Genomic DNA, 21779 nt, shown 5'->3' on the forward strand with positions numbered 1-21779 from the left:
AATGGCTGCTACTAGATGAGGCGACGCAGATCCTATGATGACGCTACAAACTGAACTGCTGGCCGCCATTTCATGGGCGGCGCAGCAAGGCTGGACACCCGCTACCGGCGGTAACTTTTCCGCCCGTACCGAGGCGGGCTATCTTGTCACCGCTTCTGGCCGGGATAAAACCCGCATTCAGGCCGATGACCTCTTGCTCTGCAACCTGGATGGCAAGGTGCTATCCGGTGATGGTAAACCTAGCGCAGAAAGTGATCTTCACGCTGCGCTTTACCGGTTAGACCCGACCATCAACTGCGTGCTGCATACCCATACCCTAGCCAGCACTGTGCTGTCACGGCGCTTTCCAAACGGCATTGAGCTAAGTGGCTTCGAGATGCAAAAAGCCCTGCAGGGCAACGGGACTCATGATGCCTCGGTTCTTTTACCTGTGGTACCAAATTCCCAAGATATGGACGAGCTAGCGGAGCATGTACGCAGCGGCTGGCCGATGCCCTGGGGCTTTTTGGTGACGGGGCACGGTATTTATGCCGTGGGCGATAGCATCGCCAGTTGTCGTCGACACTTAGAAGCCATTGAATTTTTACTGTCCTGTGTACTTGAAGAGAGCCGGTGGTCTAAATGAGTAACCCTGCTGTTCGCGCCGTTGTCACCGATATCGAAGGCACCACCACGGATATTAACTTCGTCCATAAGGTGCTGTTTCCCTACGCTCAAGCCAAGCTGCCCGATTTTTTGCGGGCAAATGCTGACTCTCCAGAGGTTGCCGAGCAAATTAGCGCCGTACGCCGCGAAATGGGCGACGCTGATGCCACGCTGGAAGCAGTCATTGCGCAGTTGCTACATTGGATCGAGACTGATCAAAAAGTCACGCCGCTGAAAGCACTGCAAGGCATGGTGTGGGCCGATGGCTATCAGCGTGGCGATTTTAAAGGCCATTTGTATAGCGACGTCGCCCCGGTGCTGCGCCAGTGGCAGCAGGCAGGCAAAGCACTGTACGTGTATTCGTCAGGTTCCGTGCAGGCGCAAAAGCTGCTGTTTGGCTACAGCGATGAAGGCGACTTAACCCCCCTGTTTAGCGGCTACTTCGACACCCATATTGGCCATAAACGCGAAGCCACAGCCTATCAGCGAATTATCGCTGAGCTTGACCTGCCGCCGGAAGCGGTGCTGTTCTTGTCGGACGTGGTCGAAGAGCTGGACGCCGCCAAGCAGGCGGGCATGCAAACCCTACAGTTAGTTCGCGAAGGCACCCAGGCAGGCAACACCCATGCTTGCGTTACCCGCTTTGATGAAATAACGCTTTAGGAGAGCCTAGAATGTCACAACTAAAAGTATTTGCTGATCAGAACCCTAATAATGCCCTACTGGACATCACTGACGGCGAACAGATAACTGCGGAACTGAACAAGGTGGGGGTGTTGTTTGAGCGCTGGGCAACGCCGGGCGAGATTGCCGACGATGCCACCCAGGAAGATATTTTGGCGCTCTACCAAGACGATATCGACCGGGTAAAGGCCATCGGCGGCTATCAAACCGTCGATGTGCTGCACATGGTGCCCACGCACCCAGACAAAGACGCCATGCGCCAGAAGTTCTTAAACGAGCACCGCCATCACGAAGACGAAGTGCGCTTCTTCGTTAAAGGCCAGGGGCTTTTCTGCCTGCATATTGAAGATAAGGTCTATCAGGTACTGTGTACTCGCAATGACCTGATCAGCGTACCTGCGAATACACCTCACTGGTTCGATATGGGCCCAGCGCCAGAATTCACTGCACTGCGCTTCTTCGATAACGTTGAAGGCTGGGTGCCCCACTGGACAGAGAGCGATATCGCCGGGAAGTTTGATCGCTTGGATCAGCTTTGATTAGTGAATGGTGAATCGTAAGTTGTAATAGTGGGAGGCAGTTGTAGCGCGGCGTAAACGTCAGCGCACCCGCGGAAGCAGCGCGCTAGCGGTGCCGAAGGTGGTACCGAGGCTGGATCAGGCTCGGAGGCATTATCCAGGCGGCTGGCGCCGCCGTCGCGGGTGCCTCATACGCTCGTCTCTCGCGAGATTCGTTACACCGCGCTACGGGGCTTAACAATAGTTGAGTTGGGCTCATTATGTAGCGCGGCGTAAGCGTCAGCGCACCCGCGGAAGCAGCGCGCTAGCGGTGCCGAAGGTGGTACTGAGGCCGGATCAGGCGCGGAGGCATTACCCAGGCGGCTGGCGCCGCCGTCGCGGGTGCCTCATACGCTCGTCCCTCGCGAGATTCGTTACACCGCGCTACTGGGCTTAACAATAGTTGAGTTGGGCTCATTATGTAGCGCGGCGTAAGCGTCAGCGCACCCGCGAAGCAACGCGCCAGCGTTGCCGAGGTTGGCACCGAGGCCGGATCAGCCACAGCGCCATTATCAAGAAGTCGATTATATCGAGAGGGGTAAGCGTTTATAACATCTCTTGCTGGTTATACGTCTTGGCAAGCTCCGCCAGCGCGGCAAGATCACAGTAAGCCTCCGGCTGCATAATTAACGCTTGGCCCATCAGCACATTGCGTGCTTCAAGCTTAGCGCGTAGTGCGGTGTCTTCGATCTCTTCAAAGTCAGCGTTATGGGCCAGCGATAAAACGCGACGGTGCATTTCAATGCCGCAATAAGCTAGTGCATCCAGGCGAATCTCTTCAAGCAGCGCATCGCAGGCGTCATCGGCACTGTTTCCCTGCGCCTCAAACAGCGCCCGGGGGAACAGAATACCGGTGCGTTCGGTTTGCCACAGGTGGCGGAACTCGGCATCAAAGCGGGTAAAGCACGCTTCAATCACGTCAAGAATCCACGCTTGATAGGCAGCAAGCTCATCGGCTTGGCGGTGGGCGGGCTGGCTGAAATAGGCCATCAGGAAGTTGGCAACGGCCATGCCTAGATCAAAGGCCATTGGCCCATACTGGGAAAACTCGGGATCAATCACCCGCACATCCGACTCGGTGGCCATAATTGACCCAGAGTGCAAATCACCGTGCAACATGGTTTCCGTGTTCGCGGTGAACTTCATCAACAGCCGCTGTACCTTAGCTTTTAAGCGTGTATTGCGGCGCAGTTCATCCACTACCGGCGACAGCTCCGGCGTATGGCGATTCATTTCAGCGCCATAATAGGGATCGGTAAATACCAGAGATTCGGTAATCGCAGGAATCGCCACGTTGCCTGAAAAAAGCCCAACGTCAGCTTTCTTCTCAGGGCTGCTTAAGGAGAGCTCCGAGCCACGAAACGCCATGCGCGCGCAGAATTGACCGATGGTTTCGCCAAGCAGGTTAACCCGCTCACCGTTGATCAGCTTGCGACGCAGAATCGTATGCGGGTGAAGGTACTCCATGACAATCAGCGCTTGGGGCTTGTCGAAATAGAACACCTCAGGGGCGATGCCCGGCGCACGCTGGGCTTGGCGCACTAGGGCGTAATATTCAAAGTGGGCGCGATAAAGTGGCAGCGGCCAGCTCTCACCGACCATACGAACATAGGGTAGCGCTTGTTTTACCACCACGCTTCCCGCACTTCCCGACACAATAAACACTAGGTTTAGGTTGCCATCCCCTACTTCGCGGATCTGCCACTGCTCAGGGTTAGCGCCCACTCGGCTTGCCACTGCCTCAACACTCCCCAACCGTTGGGCCAGAGTATCTACCGCTAACGCTTGATAGGTCTGTTCGTGTGCCACCATGTTATTCCTCGCGAAAATGCGTTTTTATTTGTCACACTGGGGAATGGTTGTCAAACACCTTCATACGAAAGCGCAGCGAAACCGTCATAACACGATTAGCCCAGCAACCGACGATAAGGAGAGCACGATGCAACGTCAGCAAGATCCATCAACAAACGATTGGACATTCACTATGGGTCACCGCGAGCTGATTGTTCACCGTCGTTATGAAGTACTAAGCATAATGAACGACTTTATGATTGGTATTTGGTTTGTTATCGGCAGTATCTGTTTTTTCTATGACGGCGCGATACAAACTGTCGGCGTTTGGCTCTTTTTGATTGGCAGTATACAGCTGCTGATTCGTCCAACAATCCGCCTACATCGTTATATCTACTTCAAGCAACTGCCCGATACCGACCACGATGCTTAAAACGGACTTAACATAAAAACCTCACCCCTTGGGCAGCCAAAGGGCTGCGCAGCCTATCCGGTAGCGGGCTATCAGTAATCACCGCATGATAGTCAGCAAGCTGACCAGCGGCACAGCGCAGCGGCAGGTCGAATTTGGTTTTATCCAGCACCAGAATGCGATATGCAGCATGGGATAGCAGTGCTTCGCGGGCCATGACTTCGTCATCATTGTAATCATATAAATGGCCATGACTGTCCATGCCACCCACTGAGACAATGCCAACATCTACCCGGTAGCGTTGAAAGAAGCGCCAAGCATCGCCACCAATCACATCTTGGTCACGGCGCCGTACCCGCCCACCCGCAACCACCAGCTCGCACTCCATGGTGCACAATTTGATCAGTGCGTGCAGGTTATTGGTCATAATCTGCAGACCTTGCTTATCGCGTAAGGCATCAGCCAGTTGCTCTACCGTAGTGCCCGTACCTAAAAATAGTGATTGGTGATGCTGAACCAGCGAAGCGGCCTGGCGGGCAATCTGGCGCTTACCCGCTTGATTAACGATTTGGCGCTGATCGTAGCCAATATTCTCCTGATCGGGAAATGGTAAGACTTCCCCATGGCGGCGCAATACCAGCCCTTGCTCAGCCAAGACACGAACATCCCCACGCAGCGTTTGTATCGACACATCAAACTGGTCAGCTAGCGATTCCAGGGGCTGACGACCTTGCTGGCGCACCTGTGCCAATACGGCACGGCGGCGCTCGTTTAAGCCCATTATTTTCTTCACGTTGGCGACCACCTTAGGAACGAAAGCCTTTTTTTAGCAGGCGAAAGCCTGCCGCCATCAAACGAAAGCGTAGTGTCATGATGTTGTAAGGCGATGACAGTAGTGTGATCGGTGTTCACCTACTGGAGGTTTTACGATGTTGAAGCGCTCACTGTGCACTGCCGTTACGCTTGCAAGCTTTGCTCTATCGTCGTCACTACTCGCTGATGACAAATTGGTGCTCTATACCAGCCAACCGAATAGCGATGCCCAGCAAACCGTGGATGCTTTTCAGGCTGCCTACCCGGATATTGAGGTGGAGTGGGTACGCGATGGCACCACTCGCCTGATGACTCGCCTACGCTCCGAGCTTTCCGCGGGTGTCAGCAATCCAGACGTACTATTAATTGCTGACAGCATGACCATGACCTCACTCAAGCAAGAGGGCCATTTACAGCCTTACCTCAGCCCAGAGCGAGAGGCTTATGATGAGTCACTATACGATCCGGAAGGATACTTCTACGGCACCAAACTGATCACCACAGGGATTGTGTATAACACCGCTGCAGAGCATCAGCCGCAGAGTTGGCAAGACCTGACGGGGCCTGACTATGAAGGCCTGGTCACAATGCCAAGCCCGCTCTATTCCGGCGCAGCGCTGATTCATATGGCCGCGCTAAGCGACAACCCCGACCTAGGAATGGGCTACTACGAGGCGCTGCAAGCTAATCGTGCAGAAGCCCAGGGCGGGAACGGCGGCGTGTTCAATGCCGTTGCATCAGGCACGAAGCCCTACGGCATCGTGGTAGATTTCCTGCCGATTCGCGAGGCCGCCAAGGGTTCACCGGTTGAGTTTGTCTTCCCCACCGAGGGCGTTAGTGCGGTCACCGAGCCTGTCGCAATCATGCAGGGTGCTAACAACCCGGATGCCGCGCAGAAATTTGTCGATTTCGTGCTTTCCCAACAAGGCCAAGAACTCGTCAGCCAGCAGGGCTACTTGCCTGCCCACCCAACAGTCGCACCGCCTGAAGGTTTTCCCGCCCGTGACGCTATCCAGCTAATGCCGATCAATATTGAGCAAGCATTGGAGCAGGAAGAGACGTTGAAGCAGCGCTTTAGCGACCTGTTTGGCGGCTAACCATGACACCGTCGCTTAACGTTGGCAGCCAGCATCGCTGGCTGCTCAGCCTAATCACACTCACGGTGGTGCTATTAAGCCTAGCGCCTAGCCTGCGGCTACTGGCTGAGGCACTTAGTGACCTTGGCCAGGGCAGCGAATCACCGCTATGGAAGGTGCTTAACGCAGCGAGTACCTGGCGAGCGCTGTGGCACAGTGTGTATACCTCAGGTCTTGGCATGTTGATTGCTCTGACGCTGGGTAGCCTATTCGCCTTCGTGATCACCCTGACCGACATCCGTGGCAAAGCGTGGCTCGTTTTCTGCTTTATGCTGCCGATGATGATTCCCCCTCAGGTGACGGCGCTGAGCTGGCTCCAGCTGTTCGGCCCCGCCAGCCCGTTGCTGAAAAGCATTGGTATGGCGCCGCCGCTGGGCAGCCCCCAGCCGCTCTACTCAGCGGAAGGCATTGCGCTGTTGCTGGGAATTCAAAGCGCACCGCTGGTCTTTTTAGCGCTGCGCACCTCACTGATCTCACTCCCCCGCGAGCTTATTGAAGCGGCCCGCATCAGCGGCGCGCGCCAGACCCAAGTCTGGGGACAGATTATTTTGCCAGTCACTCGGCACGGTTTAATTGCCGGGGCGGCGATGGCGTTTATTTCTAGCCTGGGCAACTTCGGCATCCCTGCCATGCTGGGGATTCCAGCGGGCTACTACGTGTTACCAACGCTGATTTACCAGCGTATGGCTAGCTTTGGTACTGGCGTGCTGGCGGAAATGGCGGCGCTATCGTTATTGATTGGTGTGCTGGCACTGGCAGGGGTTGCCTTGCAGCAATACTGGATGAATCGCAGCCGCTTTGGCTTAGGCGGTCATAGCGGTCGCTCTCATGACTTTACCCTGGGCCGCTTTCGGCCAGCGGTGACGACGGTACTTGTCGGCGTTTTATTGGTAATTCTCGTCGCGCCACTGGCAGCACTAGTAGTCAGTTCATTGGTACCCGCCATGGGCGTTCCCCTTAGCTTCGATAGCGTGACGTTAAACGCTTATCACGAAGTGATTGGCCGCCAAGGCGCCACCTGGCGCGCTGTGCGCAACAGCCTATGGCTAGCAGGCGGTGCCGCGCTGGTGCTTATGCTGTGCAGCCTGCCGCTAGCATATCGCCTGCAGCGACTCCCGCCCCGTCTCCAGCAGATGACGCTCAGCGCGATTGAACTGCCCTACGCACTGCCTGGTGTGGTGCTGGCGATCGCCTGCATTTTGCTGTTCGTACGCCCACTGCCGCTAATCAATGTAGCGCTCTACGGCACGCTTGGACTGATATTCGTGGCCTATCTAGCGCGTTTCTTAGTGGTATGCCTCAAACCCGTTAGCGCCAGCTTGGCCCAACTTGATCCCTCTTTGGAAGAAGCCGCACAACTGGCGGGGGCAAGCCCCTGGCGGCGGCTAACCACGATCGTACTGCCGCTGATTGCACCGTCGCTATTTGCCGGGGGACTGTTGGTCTTCCTGCTGGCGGTGAACGAGCTGACGGTATCGGCACTGCTTTGGAGCGCCGGCAACGAAACCCTGGGCGTATTGATTTTTAACCTTGATGAGGGCGGCGAAAGCGTGCTGGCATCGGCGGTATCGGTACTGGTGGTCCTAATGGTCGCCACGCTGATGCTGTCGCTCAGCCTGCTCGCCCCTCGTTTACCCAAAGGAGTCGTGCCATGGCAGGGCTAGCAATTCAACAGGTCACCAAACAGTTTGGCGACCATCGCGCGGTCAATGATCTCTCGCTAGAGATTGCGCCAGGGGAGTTTGTGGCACTGCTGGGTCCCAGCGGCTGCGGTAAAACCACTATGCTGCGTATGCTGGCGGGGTTCGAAAATGTCACTGGCGGCGAAATACGTCTGAACGATACGCTGCTCGCCAGCCGCCATCACCATTTACCACCAGAACAGCGCAACATGGCGATGGTGTTTCAGTCCTACGCGCTCTGGCCGCATATGAGCGTGGCCGACAACGTCGGTTACCCACTCAAACTGCGCCGCATCCAGGGCAGTGAGTATCAACGCCGAGTTGCTCATGCACTGGCCCAGGTAGCCTTGGAACCCTATGCACAGCGTTCGCCACAGGAGCTTAGCGGTGGCCAGCGCCAACGGGTCGCGCTCGCCCGCTGTCTAGTGACCGACCCTGCGGTTGTATTGCTGGATGAACCGCTGGCCAATCTCGACCGTAACCTGCGCGCCTCCATGGAGCACAGTTTTGTGGATTTCCACCGCCGCACCCGTGCGACGATGGTGTACGTCACTCACGATCAAAGCGAAGCTATGGCGATGGCGGACCGTATTGCCGTCATGCGCGACGGTAAGCTAGTGCAGTGGGCAACGCCCGAAACGCTTTATCGCCAACCGCGCAGCGAATGGGTGGCCAGCTTTATCGGCCAAGGTAGCCAGTTGGCCATTGCCAACGGCGTACCAGGGCAGCGGCTAACAGAAAGCGCCCTAATGCAAGGGCTGGCTGCGGCACACAACCCCCGCGCCCAAACTGCACGTCAACCCGTCCTAGTTCGCCCCGAGCATATTCGCGTAGACGCTCAGGCTCCCAATGAGCATGACCTCACTGGGCGTGTCGAGCGGTTAACATTTCGTGGTGAACGCTACGAGTTGCACCTGCGCCTGCCCAGCGGCGAAGCCTTGCTGGCTTACCATCACCAAGCGCTTGAAGAGGGCCAACAAGTCGCGCTGCGGCTATTGGAAGGCTGGTGTCTGGAGCCTGACCAATGAGCACTCGTATTCATCTATTAAGCGGGCTGGGGGGTAAAGGCCCTGCTGCTATCGTGGTCGAAACCAACGGCAAACGGCTGCTGCTGGACGCAGGAGGCGCGCTGCACCCTGGGGAGCCTATCACCTGGGCAGATGGCTTGGACGTAGACGCTATTCTGATTAGCCACGACCATATTGACCATATCGGTGGCGTTGCTGAACTGCCCGATACCATTCCGCTCTACTGCACGCCCTTAGTCGCCAACACATTGCCTAAACACCGTGCTTGGCAGCCTTTGCCAGCACGCGGAAGCCTTATGGTCGACGGTATCAAGGTGACCACCGGCCAGGCAGGACACTCGCTGGGTGGCGTTTGGCTGCACCTGGACGTAGATGGCGGCATTTTCTACAGCGGCGACGCCTGCTTTGAATCCCGCTTGTTTCCTTTCGATACACCGCCACCTGCACGCACGGCGCTACTGGATGCTTCCTATGGCACCTACGACCACCCCCAGGAAAACTGCGTGCAGGCTATTCGTCTGCAGCTTGACCAGCCGTTAGTATTACCGGTACCTGAAACGGGGCGCGCCCTGGAAATGGCCCTGTGGCTATCGGAAGTGGCCGACCGTGGTCAACTGCCTTTCGCCATTGACCCAATTATTCGCGATAACCTCGCCGCACTGTTAGCACTGCCCAGCGACTTACGCCGCCCAGGCCTCGACGGTGCGATTAGCGCACTGCTAGAGCGGCAGAATGCTCCGCAGCCAGCGCTGCGGCTGGTTAGTGACCGCAATGATACGCCAGGCCAATGGCCCAATTACCAGCTACTGCACACCGGTTACTTAACACCCGAACGCCAAGTTCAGCTCGCCGCAGGCGAGATAAGCTGGCAACGCTGGAATGTTCATCTGCGCGCCTCCCACCTGGTAGCGCTTGCCGATCAGCTAGCTGCTACTCAGGTAGTACCGCTATTTACCCCGCTGACTGGCAACTGTTTAAGCGAATGGCGTCAACGCCTGGGACAGCGACTACGCACCCATCACACCCTAGAGATTCAACCGCATACGGCCACGCGCCCTACCGCCTATTTAACCGTTTAGGAAATTAATAATGTCCGCAGTGATTGTTGATGTTGACGGCACGCTTGCCGAATTCCACCCCACCGACGTACACGAGTGGGTTCTTGGCCCCGCCAAGCAGTGGGATCCTTTTTTTGCCCATATGGCTGAAGCGCCGGTGATCGACGCGGTGGCCAAGCTGGTTAAGATCCTGAAGGCCCAAGGACAGCAAATCGTGATTTGCAGCGGCCGCCCGGATAGCCACCGGGAGCATACTCAGCGCTGGTTAGAGCGCCACACCATTCCCTTTGATGCGATGTACCTACGCCCGCAAGGCGATGATCATGTAGATGATGAAGAGGTAAAAGCCGCGCTACTTAATCAAATGCGTAGCGACGGCTTTGCACCTTGGCTGGTGTTGGATGATCGTGACGCGGTCGTCGCCCAATGGCGCGCACTCGGACTTACCTGCCTGCAGTGCGCACCGGGAGATTTTTAAGCACTTGCCAAGCTGATTCGGTGCTGCCACACCAGCACCACCAAGGGCACCAGCGCGATGGGAATTAGCAGTAGGTTAAGCATTGCCCAGCCCAATCCGCTAACCAAAGGCCCCGCAAACAAGGCGGTCACCGCCGCGGTGCCAAACACTAGAAACTCGTTGGCGGCCTGGGTGCGTGCTTTATCCACTGGGCGGTAGCTCTCGGTGAGCAGCCCGGTGGCAGGTAGGAAGGTAAAGTTCCAGCCCAAGCCCAACAAAATCAGCGCCACGTTGAAACCAACTAAACCGATTCCCCACTGAGCAACCAAAGCACTGGCTACCAGCAGCAGGCAACCTGCCACAATGACCTGTTTGGCACCGAAACGGGCGGCTAAATGGCCAGTAAAGAAGGAAGGTAAGAACATCGCTACCACGTGCCACTGAATAGTCATTGAAACGTGGTTAAAGTGGTGCCCGGCTCCCTCCATGGCGAGCGGTGTGGCAGTCATCGCCAGGTTCATCACACCGTAGCCGACCATTGCAGCGCTCACCGCGACAATAAATCCGGGCTGGCGGAGTATCTTCCCTAGCGGCAGTGCGCTGCCTTCGCAGTGGGTGCGAGAAGCGGGCGGTAACCGTGTCAGCATTAATACCACTAATGCCAGTGCATAGAGCACCGCTAAACCCACGAAACTGCCCAGAAACGGCACCTCGCCCAGCTCACGGCTCACTCTGGCCAGCCACGGCCCTGCAAACGCCGCCAGCACACCGCCTCCCATCACTAGACCAATCGCCCGGTCTCGCATCAATGCCGGGGCGGCCTCTACTGCGGCAAAGCGATACAGTTGACCAAAGCCAATGCCGATGCCAACCAGCCAAGTGGCTAGCAGGAACAGTCCAAAACGCTCATCCATCAGTGCCTGGACGGCAACCAGTGCGCCTACCAATCCCACGATATTGCCTAGCATAAAGCCACGCTTTCGACCCAACCTAGCCATGATTAGCGAGGCAGGTATCGTGGCACACATTAGCCCCAGCCACTGGGTAGCAACAGGCGCTGTCGACCATGATGCGCTAGGGGCCAAGGACGCCCCTATCAGCGGTGATACGGCGATCAACAAGACACTGCCAGTGACTAGCAGCGCCTGACAGAGCGATAATAGAGTGACGGCTAAAGGCATGAGGAACTCTCCTGCGCGGCATTAGTATGGGAAGAAGCAAAGCGTTGGCGATAGATCGAGGGGGATACTCCATAGTAGCGCTGAAACTGGCGGCGTAACTGCTCTGCGCCGCCCAACCGCCAGCGCTGCGCTAGCCGCTCAAGTGGCAACTGCTCGCGCTCGTTGAGTAGCGCCAAGCGTGCTTGCTCAAGGCGTAGTTGGGTCAGGTAGGTACCCGGAGTAGTATTCAGATAGCGCCTGAAAAGCCGGGTTAAATGGCGCGGGGAGACCGCCATTAGATCGGCCATACTCTCAAGCCCGTGATCGGCACTGGGATCGGCGTGGAGTTGATCTAGCAAGCGGCGCAGCGGCCCCGCCTCTTGCTGGTGGCGCAGTATCTCACTGAACTGAGACTGCCCGCCCGGACGCTGTAAAAACACCACCAACTCGCGAGCCACTCTCCCGGCTAGATCAGCACCGTGATCTGCCTCTACCAGCGACAGAGCCAAGTCAATTCCCGCCGTTACACCGGCGCTGGTGTAACGGCCGTTGCTTTCGATATACAGTGCATCAGGCTCAACGCTTAACGCGGGATACTCCTCGGCCAATTGAGCTGCATGGCGCCAGTGGGTGGTGACGTGGCAGCCGTCCAGCAGCCCTGCTGCGGCTAGCAAAAATGCCCCAGAGCAGATAGATCCAAACCGTCTCACCTCAGGGGCGACATTACAAAGCACCTGTTTCACAGCGGCTATGTCACGCTGCTGCATCACGCCACTGCCGCCCGCCACCAATAGTGTATCCAGGGGCAGTAAATGCTTAAGCTGGTGGTAGCTGTGCGTCGCATGCACGGCTAAGCCGCCGTTGGTGGCTACTGGGCCAACGACATCGGCAACCAGCGTCAACTGATAGAGCGGTTGAGGGCTTAACGCATTGGCGCTGGCAAATACCTGCCAAGGGCCACTGACATCCAGTAGTTGGCAGTCAGGATAAGCAAATAGCACAACGTGGCGAGTCACAGTCTCTCTCCGCTAACGGGATATGGAAGCATGAGAGAGTGTCAGCGCTACGCCCAATGTCGGCAAGGACCATTACCCCACCGATTCGGACATTGTTATAAAAACGATCTATTAGGCTCAGTTCGTTTTCTCTACTTTCAATGGCGACTCCATCCTGCGTACGCTGGAAACAAAATCGCTAAAGCGCTCGCCCTGAATCAATACATGGTCGCTCAGTGCCTGCTGGGCGGCCACAGAGTCGCCCCGCTCAATAGCCTCGACGATGGTTTGGTGCTCGCTGAGAGAGCTATTTACCCGTTGACGCACCTGCAGTTGTAGCCGCCGGTAAGGCTTTAAGCGCTGCTTCAGCTGACGCGCTTCGCTAGCCAAAAAGGCGTTATGACTAGCGGTGTAAATACAATCATGAAACTCTTCGTTTTCGTAGTAATACTCATCGCTATCACCAGCCAGCGCTGCTGCTTCGCAGCGCTGATGGGCCTCGCGTAACGCCGCCAGTTCGGCTTCGGTAATTCGCCGTGCCGCCAAGCGGCCGCACATACCCTCTAACTCCGCCATTACCTCGAACATCTCGATCAGTTGATCAATTCCCACTTTCGCAACGAAGGTGCCCTTCTTCGGCGAAACGGTGACCAAGCCGCTAGCAACCAACTGTTGAAAGGCTTCGCGCACCGGAGTACGTGAGACCTGAAACTCTTGCCCTAGGGCTTCGGGATCCAGACGCTCCCCCGGTAAACGACGTCCATTAATGATGTCGTCTTCAAGAGAGTCTCTTAATCGCTGAGCGTTGGAAAGCTTGGTGCCCGTCATGTTTCACCTCCTTGGATCACGACTCATATTAGCTAGTTTAATGCTGTCATATAGTTGACATTAGCATACGTAGCGCCTATTGATATATATATCATGCCAAATGATAGATATATAAAGCCAATCCAAACACACAACAACAACTGTTGGAGACGCCACATGCAACGCTATTTAATCCCAACTGCTGCCGCCCTTGGTCTCGCCATTGCGGCTTCCCATGCCTCCGCCGATACCGTACTACGCGCGTCGCATCAATTTCCCGGAGGGCAAGGGGATGTCCGCGACGAAATGGTGCAAATGATGGCCCGCCATGTCGCCGAGGCAGATGTTGGCCTGACGATAGAAGTTTATCCGGGTCAATCGCTGTTTAAAGCACGCGAACAGTGGGGGGCTTTAGCCCGTGGCCGTTTGGATATCACCTCACTGCCGTTGGATTATGCCAGCGGACGGCACCCGGAGTTCTCTGCCACACTGATGCCTGGCTTAGTGCGCAACCAAGCACACGCTCAGCGTTTGAATGACTCCGAATACATGGAGATGATCAAAGCGGTAATTCTAGAGGGCGGCGCCCGAGTACTCTCGGATGCGTGGCTGTCAGGCGGTTTTGCCTCTAGCGAGCGATGCATTACTTCACCCGATACTGTCGAGGGCCAGAACCTTCGTGCTGCCGGCCCCGCGTTTGAAGAGATGCTTGAGGCCGCTGGCGCTTCCATCGCCTCCATGCCCTCTTCTGAGGTTTACACCGCCATGCAAACTGGCGTGTTGGATGCAGCCAATACTTCGTCGATGTCGTTTATCTCCTTCCGCCTCTATGAGCAGGTCGAGTGTTTAACCGAGCCGGGAGACTTCGCCCTGTGGTTTATGTACGAGCCGATTCTGATCTCAGAGCAGGTGTGGCAAGGCCTTAACGAAGAGCAGCAGGGAGCGCTGATGGCAGCCGGTGAAGCCGCAGAAGCTTTCTTTGCTGAAGAAGCCGCCGCCATTGACCAGGAGATGGTCGATCTTTACGAGGAGAATGGCGTCGAGGTGGTCAGCATGAGCGAAGAGGACTATAACGCCTGGCTGGAAATCGCCCGTGAGACCTCCTACAAAAACTTTGCCAACAATGTTCCCAATGGCCAGGCCATTATCGATGCAGCGCTGGCCGTCGAGTAAGCAACCGCTATACGCCTAATGGTTCGGCTACCCTTTCGGGTGGCCGTTTTCTACTGATGCTTGCTTAGCTTGGCGAAATAACCAGCTTGACGAGGGAAATATGGCACCTGCAACGACTCACAATGCCCTGTCGCGTGGGGGCATCATCGGCGGCTACATTCGCGTCATGGATAAGCTCTCGCGGCTTTCCGCCTATTTAGCCTGCGCCATGTTTATCGCTGGCGTATTAGTGATTTGCCAGATGGTTTTTATTCGCTACTTACTCGGAATGAGCACCAGTTGGCAGACCGAATTCACCATTTTCTCAGTAACGGCGGCGATGCTGATGGGCAGCCCTTATGTACTGATGACCGGCGGCCACGTCGCGATCACCATTGTGCCCGATGCGCTGGGTGGTACAGCCCGCACCATTATGCGCTTGATCGCGTCACTGTTTGGATTAGGTTTCTGCGCCGCTCTGGCGTATGCCAGCTGGGTGTATGTTTTTGAGGCGCTCCACGGCGGGTGGACAACGGGCTCCGTTTGGAATCCACCACTGTGGCCAGCCTTACTACCCATGGCCATCGGCGCCACCCTGCTGTCGTTGCAGTATGTGGCTGAAATTCTGCGTGGGGAGAGTTAAGTATGGATCCCATTACCTTAGGCATTATTGTCGCCATCGCACTGATTGGGCTAATGGCCATTGGCACCCCTATCGCTTTTGCCCTTGGCGGTGTATCGCTGCTAGCACTGCTCTACGACCGCGGCCTTTCCGAGCTCACCTACTTCGGTGAAACCTTTTTTGACCGCATCGCCGAATTTGGTTTTGTCGCCATTCCAATGTTTATTCTGATGGGTGCCGCGGTGGCTTCCTCACCTACCGGGCGCGATCTGTATCGCTCGCTGGATCTATGGATGGGCAAGCTGCCCGGCGGCTTGGCAGTTTCCAATATCGGCGCCTGCTCAATCTTTGCTGCGCTCTCGGGATCATCACCGGCCACCTGCGCAGCAATTGGCAAAATGGGCATTCCCGAAATGCGCATGCGCGGCTATCCCGATGGCGTGGCAGCAGGCTGTATTGCCGCAGGTGGCACCCTGGGCATTCTGATTCCGCCATCGGTCACCATGATTATCTACGGTATCTCCACCGAAACTTCGATTGGTCGACTGTTCATTGCCGGGGTGGTGCCAGGCTTTATGCTCGCGGGCCTGTTTATGATCTGGACGATGATCGCCTGCAAGCTGGCCGGTGGCTATAACAATTCCATGAACAATCCCATGGCGGAGTCCGTCGAACGGCTAAAGCAGAACGTTAAGCAGAATATCGATACCAATCTGAAAGCGTTAGTGCGTGTTCTGCCTTTCCTGGGCGTGGTCGCGGGTATCCTATTTGCCTTGTATGGCGGTGTGGCAACACCTTCAGAGGCAGCAGGCGTGGGCGCATTTCTGTGTCTGGCGCTGGCTATACTGATCTACCGCATGTGGCAGTTGGGCCCGATCAAGCTGATTATGCGCGACTCACTGCGCGAAAGCGTGATGATCATGCTGGTGATCGCAACTGCCGAAGTGTTCGCCTACGCACTCTCCTCGATGTTTATCACCCAAACCGTCGCCGCTGCGATTGCCGATCTGGAGATCAACCGCTGGGCACTGATGGGGGTAATTAACCTCTTCTTGCTGGTCGCAGGTTTCTTCCTACCACCTGTGGCGGTGATCGTCATGACCGCGCCGATTCTGTTGCCTATCATCCTAGCGGCTGATTTCGACCCCTACTGGTTTGCGGTGATTTTAACCATCAACCTGGAGATTGGTCTGATTACGCCACCAGTGGGTCTCAACCTATTCATTATCAAAGGGATCGCGCCGGATATCTCGCTACGCGACATTCTGATGGGAAGCTTGCCCTACGCGCTGTGTATGGTGCTGGGTATCTTGCTGCTATGTCTCTTCCCAGGCATCGCGCTTTGGCTACCTAACTTGATCATGGGTTAAGGAGTTTGACCATGAACATGCTGTTTTTGCAGGAGCTGTTCAATAACATCACCCAGCGTGATGCGCTGTTGCGGCGCCGCCATCCCGAGACCTTAACGCTCGATCATGGGCAGTTGGTAAGCGCCTGCCATAAGCTCTTGGAAAGCGATGGCGAAGCTTCCAGCATTGCGCTGGCAAGCCGCGCCCTGGCGATTTATCAGCGCCTTTCGACGGCTGAAAAGAGTCGCTTCTTTGCTTGCCTAACGACTGACTTTTCGGCCGAGCCCGGCCCCATTGACGCGGCCTATATAGCGTATCAAGACGCTCGCGACAACCAATCGCTACAGCGTTTGTTCGAAGCCTGCGAGCCCCGTCGACAAGAGCTTTTCCGGCGCCTAAATCTCGCCAGCGACGGTACCTATGAGCTGGTTAAAATGCGTGAAGACCTGCTGGGATTACTACGCGAACAGCCGGAACTAGCAGCTATCAATAACGATTTTGCTCACCTGTTCGGCTCCTGGTTTAACCGTGGCTTTTTGATGCTCAAGCGCATTGACTGGAACACCCCCGCCTCAATTCTAGAGAAGATCATCCGCTACGAAGCGGTACACGAGATTCAGGATTGGGACGACCTGCGCCGGCGCCTAGATGCCCGTGATCGCCGCTGTTTCGCCTTCTTCCACCCCGCCATTGGCGATGAGCCGTTGATCTTTGTGGAAGTAGCCCTCCACAAGGGCCTGCCAAGCCGTATTCAGCCCATCCTTTCTGGCGAAAGCAGCTATAGCAAAAAAGGTATCGACGAGCCGGAGGATGCCGACACGGCGGCGTTCTTTGGCATTAGCAACTGTCAGAACGGGCTGCGTGGGATCTCCTTCGGTAATTTTTTGATCAAACAAGTGGTGCAAGAGCTCTCCCAGGAACTGCCGCAGCTTAAGTACTTCGTCACCCTCTCGCCGGTACCTGGCTTCGCTCAGTGGCTTCAGGAGCAGCGGGACGATGAGCAACTTCCCTCGTCGCTGCGTCAATCACTCAAAGGGCTTGAAACCCCAGGATGGCATCATGACCAAGCGCTTGAAGAGCAGTTGAAAGCCGCGATTCGCCCACTGGCCGCCCGTTATCTGGTCGAAGAGAAAAACCGCCACGGCTTGCCGCTCAATCCGGTGGCACGCTTTCATCTCGGCAATGGCGCCGAACTGCACCGCATTAACTGGTTGGGCGATACCTCCGAGAAGGGCTTTAAACAAGCCGCAGGACTGATGGTTAACTATCTGTATGTGCTGAACGATATCGAGCGCAATCACGAAAACTATACCGCCAAGGCGACCGTTGCTTGCTCAAATGAGGTGCGTGATCTCGCCAAACGCGCCCGCAAGCTGGCCAAGGGAGAGACCACCAAATGAGCTACAACCTATTTGAAACCTTTGCTGCCAAAATGCGCGAACGCGCAGAGGCCGATTTTATTACCACCCGCGACGGCCGCCGCTATCGCTACGCAGATGCGCTAACCATCAGTGCGCAGCTTGCGGGTGCACTCACCGAGTTAGGCGTTAAGCAAGGTGACCGCGTCGCGGTACAGGTAGATAAAAGTCCTGAGGCAATATTGCTTTACTTGGCCTGCCTGCGCATCGGCGGCGTCTATTTGCCTCTCAATACGGGCTATACCGGCGATGAGATTCGCTACTTTTTAAATGACGCCGAGCCAGCGCTGTTCGTTTGTCGCCCCAAGATAGAAGAGCAAGCACGGTCGCTTGCTGCTGAAACCGGCTGCCCTGCAGTGGCAACCCTAGGCAGCGCTGCCGATGGCAGCCTGATGGAAGCCGCCCAAACGGCAACGCCAAGGCAAGACATCGTGACGATTGGTCAGCGTGACTTAGCTGCTATTCTCTATACATCGGGCACCACCGGGCGCTCCAAAGGCGCCATGCTAACGCACACAAACCTCGCCTCTAACGCCGAGACCCTGGCCAAAGCATGGCACTTCAGCGCTGATGATCGGCTGATTCATGCGCTGCCAATCTTCCACACCCACGGCTTATTCGTCGCTTGCAACGTCACCTTGATAGCGGGCGCCAGCATGCTATTCCTGCCCAAGTTCGATGCGGATGTGATTTTTGATGAGCTGCCCCATGGCAGTGTGATGATGGGCGTTCCCACCTTCTATACCCGGCTGGTTCAGGACGAACGACTAACCCCAGAAGCGACTGCCCATATGCGGCTGTTCGTTTCCGGCTCTGCGCCACTCACCGCCGAGACCCACGAAGCATTTGAAGCCAAAACAGGCCATGCGATTCTTGAACGCTACGGCATGACCGAAACCAATATGAATCTCTCCAACCCCTATGAAGGCGCCCGCCGAGCAGGCACCGTGGGCATGCCGCTACCCGGTGTGGAGATGCGCATTACCAATCGTGAAAGCGGCGATGAGGTGCCTTTGGGCGAGATTGGCATGCTGCAGATTCGCGGCCCGAATGTGTTTATCGGCTACTGGCGAATGCCCGAAAAGACGCGTGAAGAGCTATTAGACGATGGCTTTTTCATTACCGGCGATCTCGCCATGGTCGACGAACAGGGCTATGTGCATATTGTGGGGCGCGACAAGGATCTGGTGATTTCCGGCGGCTACAACGTCTACCCCAAAGAGGTGGAGCAGGTGATCGATGAGCTTGAGCAAGTCGCCGAATCCGCAGTGATCGGTCTACCACATCCTGACTTTGGCGAGGGCGTTACCGCAGTGGTCGTTCGCCAGCAAGGTGCTGATCTTGGAAAAAACCAGCTTGAAGAGGAGCAGGTAATCACCCATTTAGATGGACGGCTTGCCAAGTATAAGCAGCCCAAGCGGGTTTTCTTTGTTGATGAACTGCCGCGCAATACGATGGGTAAAGTGCAAAAAAATGAGCTGCGTAAGCGCTTTGGAGATACCTACCGAGCGACCTAGCCCCTATAACCTACTTACAAACAACGGCGCCCCGCCGATGAACTTCCCCCCGGAAGTTGGACACTCTATCCAACTTTCGGGGGTGGTGAAAAAGCAACTCAACGAGCAGAGAACCTGCCCCCGACCGTTACCTCAGCAAAAAGCTAAATCTCATGAGCTAACTCTCATGAGCTAAATCTCAAGAGTGGGCCATACGGATCAAGCTGCGCGCACCATGTCACAATAATGTCACTTTAGCTTCCCCCTACCACGCTTAATTCCATCGCAAAGTGCAGCACTTTTGCCACAGCATTTGCCTGTCGCGTGGTGTAGCGTTAATGAGAAAACTGGACAGCTTTCATAAAAGCCGCTGAAATCGTCATATGATAGGCTTCTTGTAACGTTATTTAACGCTAAGCAATCAGTGTTAGCACTTTCCTACTACTAGCGTCACCAGTTAACTTGGAGCAGAAGCGATAATGACAGCGCGTTGGAAATCCTTGCCATTACGGTTACGACTGTTTGTCTCATTTGGAACGGTATTGGCACTGGCCATGTTGCTAGCGCTCTACCTGCAGGCTCGTTCGCATAGCCAGGCGCGCTTGGAAAACCTGCTAAACGTAGAGCTGCCTGCTCAGGTAGAGGGCCTTGCTACCCGCCTAACGCTTAGGTTGAGTCCAGCACTAGCGCTATCAGAAAGCCTAGCCGACAGCTATTTCATTGAGCGGTGGGTACGCGACGGGATGCCAGACACCGACCAGCCGGATATCATGCGCTATTTGTCACGCTTGATGGAACAGCTCGACACTGAACTGTTATTTATCACGGCTCAGTATCAAGGGCGCGGCTACTACTTCCAGTACCGCAATGGAGAGTTTCTCGAGCGCAGGCTACAAGCACCCGGCGGCGATGATGACTGGTACTATCAGTTTACCGACAGCGATGCTGCTTATAACCTAAACCTAGACAGCGATAATTTTTCAACAGAAGAGGCGTTTGTCTTTTTAAATTTCCGCAGCCGTGAACAAGCACCCAATGGCCGCCCTATTATTGTTGCTGGAGCAGGGCTCGATCTCTCTCGATTGGCACAGCTAATTGAAGGCTTTCAGCTAGGCGAAACCGGCCGCGCCGCGCTACTCAATGCGGAAGGCGAACTACTTATTCGCAGTGATGAGACGTCACTTGCCGCTCTTCAAAGCCAGGAGTCAGACAGCCTGCTGCAAGACGAACACGAACTTCGTGTACACGAAATCCAACGTGATAATCACACTTTTTTAGTTTCTACGCTCTGGTTGCCCGAACTGCAGCGCTACCTGATGATTGAAGTGTCTAAAGAGGAGTATTTAAGCTCCATCAGAGAGCGATTCTTTGCATCGACGAGCTTCGGACTTTTGATCCTTTTAGGTGGGTTAATTACGTTATACCCACTGACTGGCAGCTTGATTCGCCCTCTCACTCGTCTTCAACGCCAGCTTAAAGAGATTACCAACAACCTAGATTTATCCCGCCGCGTAAACACCGACGATCAGGCTGAAATTGGCGATTTAGCGAATCAGACTAATGAGCTGCTAGCACGCTTATCTCGAACCATTATGGCGGTCTCCAACAACGCACTGGCACTTACTCAAGTGGCTGATCGTTTAGCGCAAACGGCAGGGTTGTCGGGCATTCAAGGCGGGGACATCAATCATGAAGCGAACCAGACGATGGCCGCCGCCGTAGAAGAAATGGCCTCATCAGTGGCTGAGATAACCTCGACCATGGAGGAGCTTTCAACCTCATCCACACAAATCGCTGATCATTCGCAATCTGTGGTAGAAGTAGCTAACCAAACGCTTGAGCGCAGCCGCAAAGGCAGCACAGCGATGCAACTGCTGCAGGCAAAAATGCAGGATATTCGCAGCGACAGCGAACAGAGCCTGGCAGAAATCATGGCACTGGGTGCTAAGTCGAAACAAATCAGCAAAGTCATGGAGCTGATTAATACTCTCGCTGCACAAACTAAACTGATTGCGTTTAATGCCGCCCTAGAGGCATCAAGTGCGGGCGAGTCAGGTCGCCGTTTTTCTGTTGTGGCAAACGAAATACGTCGCTTGGCAGATAGCGTTACTGACTCAACACAAGAGATAGAGGGCCATACCGAAGAAATTCAAAATGCGATAAATCGTTTAGTTGTCGCCTCTGAAAAGGGAGCATCTTCGATAGAGAAAGGCGTTGAGGTCAGTATTAATACCGCTCAAGACCTGGATGCACTACTCAAAGCAGCGAGCCAAACCAGTAGCGCAGCGCAGCAAATATCATTGTCAACCCAACAGCAGAAAACTGCTAGTAATCAGGTGGTTATTGCCTTACGCGATATTGATACAGCCAGCTCACGTAATGCACAGTCAGTACGCAGTATTACCGAGATCAGCCAAGATATGATCAACATGTCGGCAGAGCTAAATGCACTGGTGCAGGAGTTTACTTTGGCTCACCAGGAAACAAACCACCAACGCCCCTCGTGAGGACGCTGCG

At 55.4% G+C, this 21779-nt stretch carries 20 protein-coding genes; 15 read left to right on the forward strand and 5 right to left on the reverse strand.

The genetic code is table 11. The annotated features are described in order from the left end of the window. Positions 1-34 precede the first annotated feature (34 nt). Genes mtnB through IR195_RS17395 form a run of 3 tightly spaced genes read left to right on the forward strand, consistent with a single transcriptional unit; the run spans position 35 to position 1868 of the window. Complete coding sequence (gene mtnB / locus IR195_RS17385) at positions 35-625, forward strand: methylthioribulose 1-phosphate dehydratase (protein WP_206048161.1); 591 nt, start codon at positions 35-37, stop codon at positions 623-625. After that, on the forward strand, positions 622-1308 hold the full coding sequence (gene mtnC / locus IR195_RS17390; protein ID WP_146945061.1) for an acireductone synthase: 687 nt from the start codon (positions 622-624) through the stop codon (positions 1306-1308). The genes mtnB and mtnC overlap by 4 nt, the downstream gene beginning before the upstream one ends. An 11-nt stretch (positions 1309-1319) precedes the next feature. After that, entirely contained in the window at positions 1320-1868 is a 549-nt protein-coding gene (locus tag IR195_RS17395; protein WP_206048162.1) for a 1,2-dihydroxy-3-keto-5-methylthiopentene dioxygenase, read from the forward strand. Between the two features lie 564 nt (positions 1869-2432). On the opposite strand, the gene mtnK is transcribed toward IR195_RS17395, so the two are convergent. Next, positions 2433-3698: an S-methyl-5-thioribose kinase gene (mtnK, locus tag IR195_RS17400; protein ID WP_241006754.1), complete on the reverse strand. Its 1266-nt coding sequence runs from the start codon at positions 3696-3698 to the stop codon at positions 2433-2435. A 127-nt stretch (positions 3699-3825) separates the two neighbouring features. Here mtnK and IR195_RS17405 point away from each other — a divergent pair, with 127 nt between their 5' ends. Further along, positions 3826-4110 carry a YrhK family protein gene (locus tag IR195_RS17405; RefSeq protein ID WP_125751781.1) on the forward strand — a complete coding sequence of 95 codons (285 nt, stop codon included), beginning with the start codon at positions 3826-3828 and terminating at the stop codon, positions 4108-4110. Between the two features lie 7 nt (positions 4111-4117). On the opposite strand, the gene IR195_RS17410 is transcribed toward IR195_RS17405, so the two are convergent. Continuing rightward, positions 4118-4870 carry a DeoR/GlpR family DNA-binding transcription regulator gene (locus tag IR195_RS17410; RefSeq protein ID WP_125753816.1) on the reverse strand — a complete coding sequence of 251 codons (753 nt, stop codon included), beginning with the start codon at positions 4868-4870 and terminating at the stop codon, positions 4118-4120. 148 nt (positions 4871-5018) lie between these two features. Between IR195_RS17410 and IR195_RS17415 the strand changes: the two genes are divergently transcribed. Genes IR195_RS17415 through IR195_RS17435 form a run of 5 tightly spaced genes read left to right on the forward strand, consistent with a single transcriptional unit; the run spans position 5019 to position 10284 of the window. After that, the gene (locus tag IR195_RS17415; protein ID WP_125751784.1) at positions 5019-5999 is read left to right on the forward strand and encodes an ABC transporter substrate-binding protein; all 981 of its coding nucleotides are present in this window, start codon (positions 5019-5021) and stop codon (positions 5997-5999) included. A gap of 2 nt (positions 6000-6001) precedes the next feature. Continuing rightward, positions 6002-7702: an ABC transporter permease gene (locus IR195_RS17420; protein ID WP_206048163.1), complete on the forward strand. Its 1701-nt coding sequence runs from the start codon at positions 6002-6004 to the stop codon at positions 7700-7702. Further along, entirely contained in the window at positions 7690-8748 is a 1059-nt protein-coding gene (locus tag IR195_RS17425; RefSeq protein WP_206048164.1) for an ABC transporter ATP-binding protein, read from the forward strand. Before IR195_RS17420 ends, IR195_RS17425 begins: the two co-directional genes overlap by 13 nt. Continuing rightward, positions 8745-9827 (forward strand): MBL fold metallo-hydrolase, encoded by a 1083-nt coding sequence (locus tag IR195_RS17430; protein WP_206048165.1) that lies wholly within the window; start codon positions 8745-8747, stop codon positions 9825-9827. Before IR195_RS17425 ends, IR195_RS17430 begins: the two co-directional genes overlap by 4 nt. Before the next feature lie 10 nt (positions 9828-9837). Then, complete coding sequence (locus tag IR195_RS17435) at positions 9838-10284, forward strand: phosphatase domain-containing protein (protein ID WP_089040680.1); 447 nt, start codon at positions 9838-9840, stop codon at positions 10282-10284. Here IR195_RS17435 and IR195_RS17440 read toward each other — a convergent pair. The 3 genes from IR195_RS17440 to IR195_RS17450 form a co-directional block, all read right to left on the reverse strand. After that, on the reverse strand, positions 10281-11444 hold the full coding sequence (locus IR195_RS17440) for an MFS transporter (RefSeq protein WP_146944274.1): 1164 nt from the start codon (positions 11442-11444) through the stop codon (positions 10281-10283). The two genes, IR195_RS17435 and IR195_RS17440, sit on opposite strands and share 4 nt — an antisense overlap. Further along, on the reverse strand, positions 11435-12439 hold the full coding sequence (locus tag IR195_RS17445) for a GlxA family transcriptional regulator (protein ID WP_206048166.1): 1005 nt from the start codon (positions 12437-12439) through the stop codon (positions 11435-11437). Before IR195_RS17445 ends, IR195_RS17440 begins: the two co-directional genes overlap by 10 nt. A gap of 117 nt (positions 12440-12556) precedes the next feature. After that, complete coding sequence (locus tag IR195_RS17450; protein WP_206048167.1) at positions 12557-13246, reverse strand: GntR family transcriptional regulator; 690 nt, start codon at positions 13244-13246, stop codon at positions 12557-12559. 156 nt (positions 13247-13402) lie between these two features. On the opposite strand from IR195_RS17450, the gene dctP reads away from it, so the two are divergent. The 6 genes from dctP (at position 13403) to IR195_RS17480 (ending at position 21769) form a co-directional block, all read left to right on the forward strand. Then, entirely contained in the window at positions 13403-14398 is a 996-nt protein-coding gene (dctP, locus tag IR195_RS17455) for a TRAP transporter substrate-binding protein DctP (protein ID WP_206048168.1), read from the forward strand. Positions 14399-14498: 100 nt separating this feature from the next. Then, positions 14499-15020 carry a TRAP transporter small permease subunit gene (locus tag IR195_RS17460; RefSeq protein WP_206048169.1) on the forward strand — a complete coding sequence of 174 codons (522 nt, stop codon included), beginning with the start codon at positions 14499-14501 and terminating at the stop codon, positions 15018-15020. A gap of 2 nt (positions 15021-15022) precedes the next feature. Then, positions 15023-16369: a TRAP transporter large permease gene (locus tag IR195_RS17465; protein ID WP_206048170.1), complete on the forward strand. Its 1347-nt coding sequence runs from the start codon at positions 15023-15025 to the stop codon at positions 16367-16369. Between the two features lie 11 nt (positions 16370-16380). Further along, entirely contained in the window at positions 16381-17748 is a 1368-nt protein-coding gene (locus IR195_RS17470; RefSeq protein ID WP_206048171.1) for a malonyl-CoA decarboxylase, read from the forward strand. Beyond that, positions 17745-19283, forward strand: coding sequence for a malonate--CoA ligase (locus IR195_RS17475; protein WP_206048172.1), 1539 nt, complete (start codon positions 17745-17747; stop codon positions 19281-19283). The genes IR195_RS17470 and IR195_RS17475 overlap by 4 nt, the downstream gene beginning before the upstream one ends. Before the next feature lie 458 nt (positions 19284-19741). Next, positions 19742-21769 carry a methyl-accepting chemotaxis protein gene (locus tag IR195_RS17480; protein ID WP_206048173.1) on the forward strand — a complete coding sequence of 676 codons (2028 nt, stop codon included), beginning with the start codon at positions 19742-19744 and terminating at the stop codon, positions 21767-21769. Positions 21770-21779 lie beyond the last annotated feature (10 nt).

The organism is Vreelandella venusta, from assembly GCF_015689495.1.
Lineage (GTDB): Bacteria > Pseudomonadota > Gammaproteobacteria > Pseudomonadales > Halomonadaceae > Vreelandella > Vreelandella venusta.

Coding starts and splice junctions, on each gene's coding strand:
- mtnC (WP_146945061.1), top strand. CDS start 622: ATGAGTAACCCTGCTGTTCGCGCCGTTGTCACCGATATCGAAGGCACC.
- IR195_RS17470 (WP_206048171.1), top strand. CDS start 16,381: ATGAACATGCTGTTTTTGCAGGAGCTGTTCAATAACATCACCCAGCGT.
- mtnB (WP_206048161.1), top strand. CDS start 35: ATGATGACGCTACAAACTGAACTGCTGGCCGCCATTTCATGGGCGGCG.
- IR195_RS17465 (WP_206048170.1), top strand. CDS start 15,023: ATGGATCCCATTACCTTAGGCATTATTGTCGCCATCGCACTGATTGGG.
- IR195_RS17450 (WP_206048167.1), bottom strand. CDS start 13,246: ATGACGGGCACCAAGCTTTCCAACGCTCAGCGATTAAGAGACTCTCTT.
- dctP (WP_206048168.1), top strand. CDS start 13,403: ATGCAACGCTATTTAATCCCAACTGCTGCCGCCCTTGGTCTCGCCATT.
- IR195_RS17410 (WP_125753816.1), bottom strand. CDS start 4,870: ATGGGCTTAAACGAGCGCCGCCGTGCCGTATTGGCACAGGTGCGCCAG.
- IR195_RS17405 (WP_125751781.1), top strand. CDS start 3,826: ATGCAACGTCAGCAAGATCCATCAACAAACGATTGGACATTCACTATG.
- IR195_RS17480 (WP_206048173.1), top strand. CDS start 19,742: ATGACAGCGCGTTGGAAATCCTTGCCATTACGGTTACGACTGTTTGTC.
- IR195_RS17395 (WP_206048162.1), top strand. CDS start 1,320: ATGTCACAACTAAAAGTATTTGCTGATCAGAACCCTAATAATGCCCTA.
- IR195_RS17420 (WP_206048163.1), top strand. CDS start 6,002: ATGACACCGTCGCTTAACGTTGGCAGCCAGCATCGCTGGCTGCTCAGC.
- IR195_RS17435 (WP_089040680.1), top strand. CDS start 9,838: ATGTCCGCAGTGATTGTTGATGTTGACGGCACGCTTGCCGAATTCCAC.
- IR195_RS17440 (WP_146944274.1), bottom strand. CDS start 11,444: ATGCCTTTAGCCGTCACTCTATTATCGCTCTGTCAGGCGCTGCTAGTC.
- IR195_RS17415 (WP_125751784.1), top strand. CDS start 5,019: ATGTTGAAGCGCTCACTGTGCACTGCCGTTACGCTTGCAAGCTTTGCT.
- IR195_RS17475 (WP_206048172.1), top strand. CDS start 17,745: ATGAGCTACAACCTATTTGAAACCTTTGCTGCCAAAATGCGCGAACGC.
- IR195_RS17430 (WP_206048165.1), top strand. CDS start 8,745: ATGAGCACTCGTATTCATCTATTAAGCGGGCTGGGGGGTAAAGGCCCT.
- IR195_RS17425 (WP_206048164.1), top strand. CDS start 7,690: ATGGCAGGGCTAGCAATTCAACAGGTCACCAAACAGTTTGGCGACCAT.
- mtnK (WP_241006754.1), bottom strand. CDS start 3,698: ATGGTGGCACACGAACAGACCTATCAAGCGTTAGCGGTAGATACTCTG.
- IR195_RS17460 (WP_206048169.1), top strand. CDS start 14,499: ATGGCACCTGCAACGACTCACAATGCCCTGTCGCGTGGGGGCATCATC.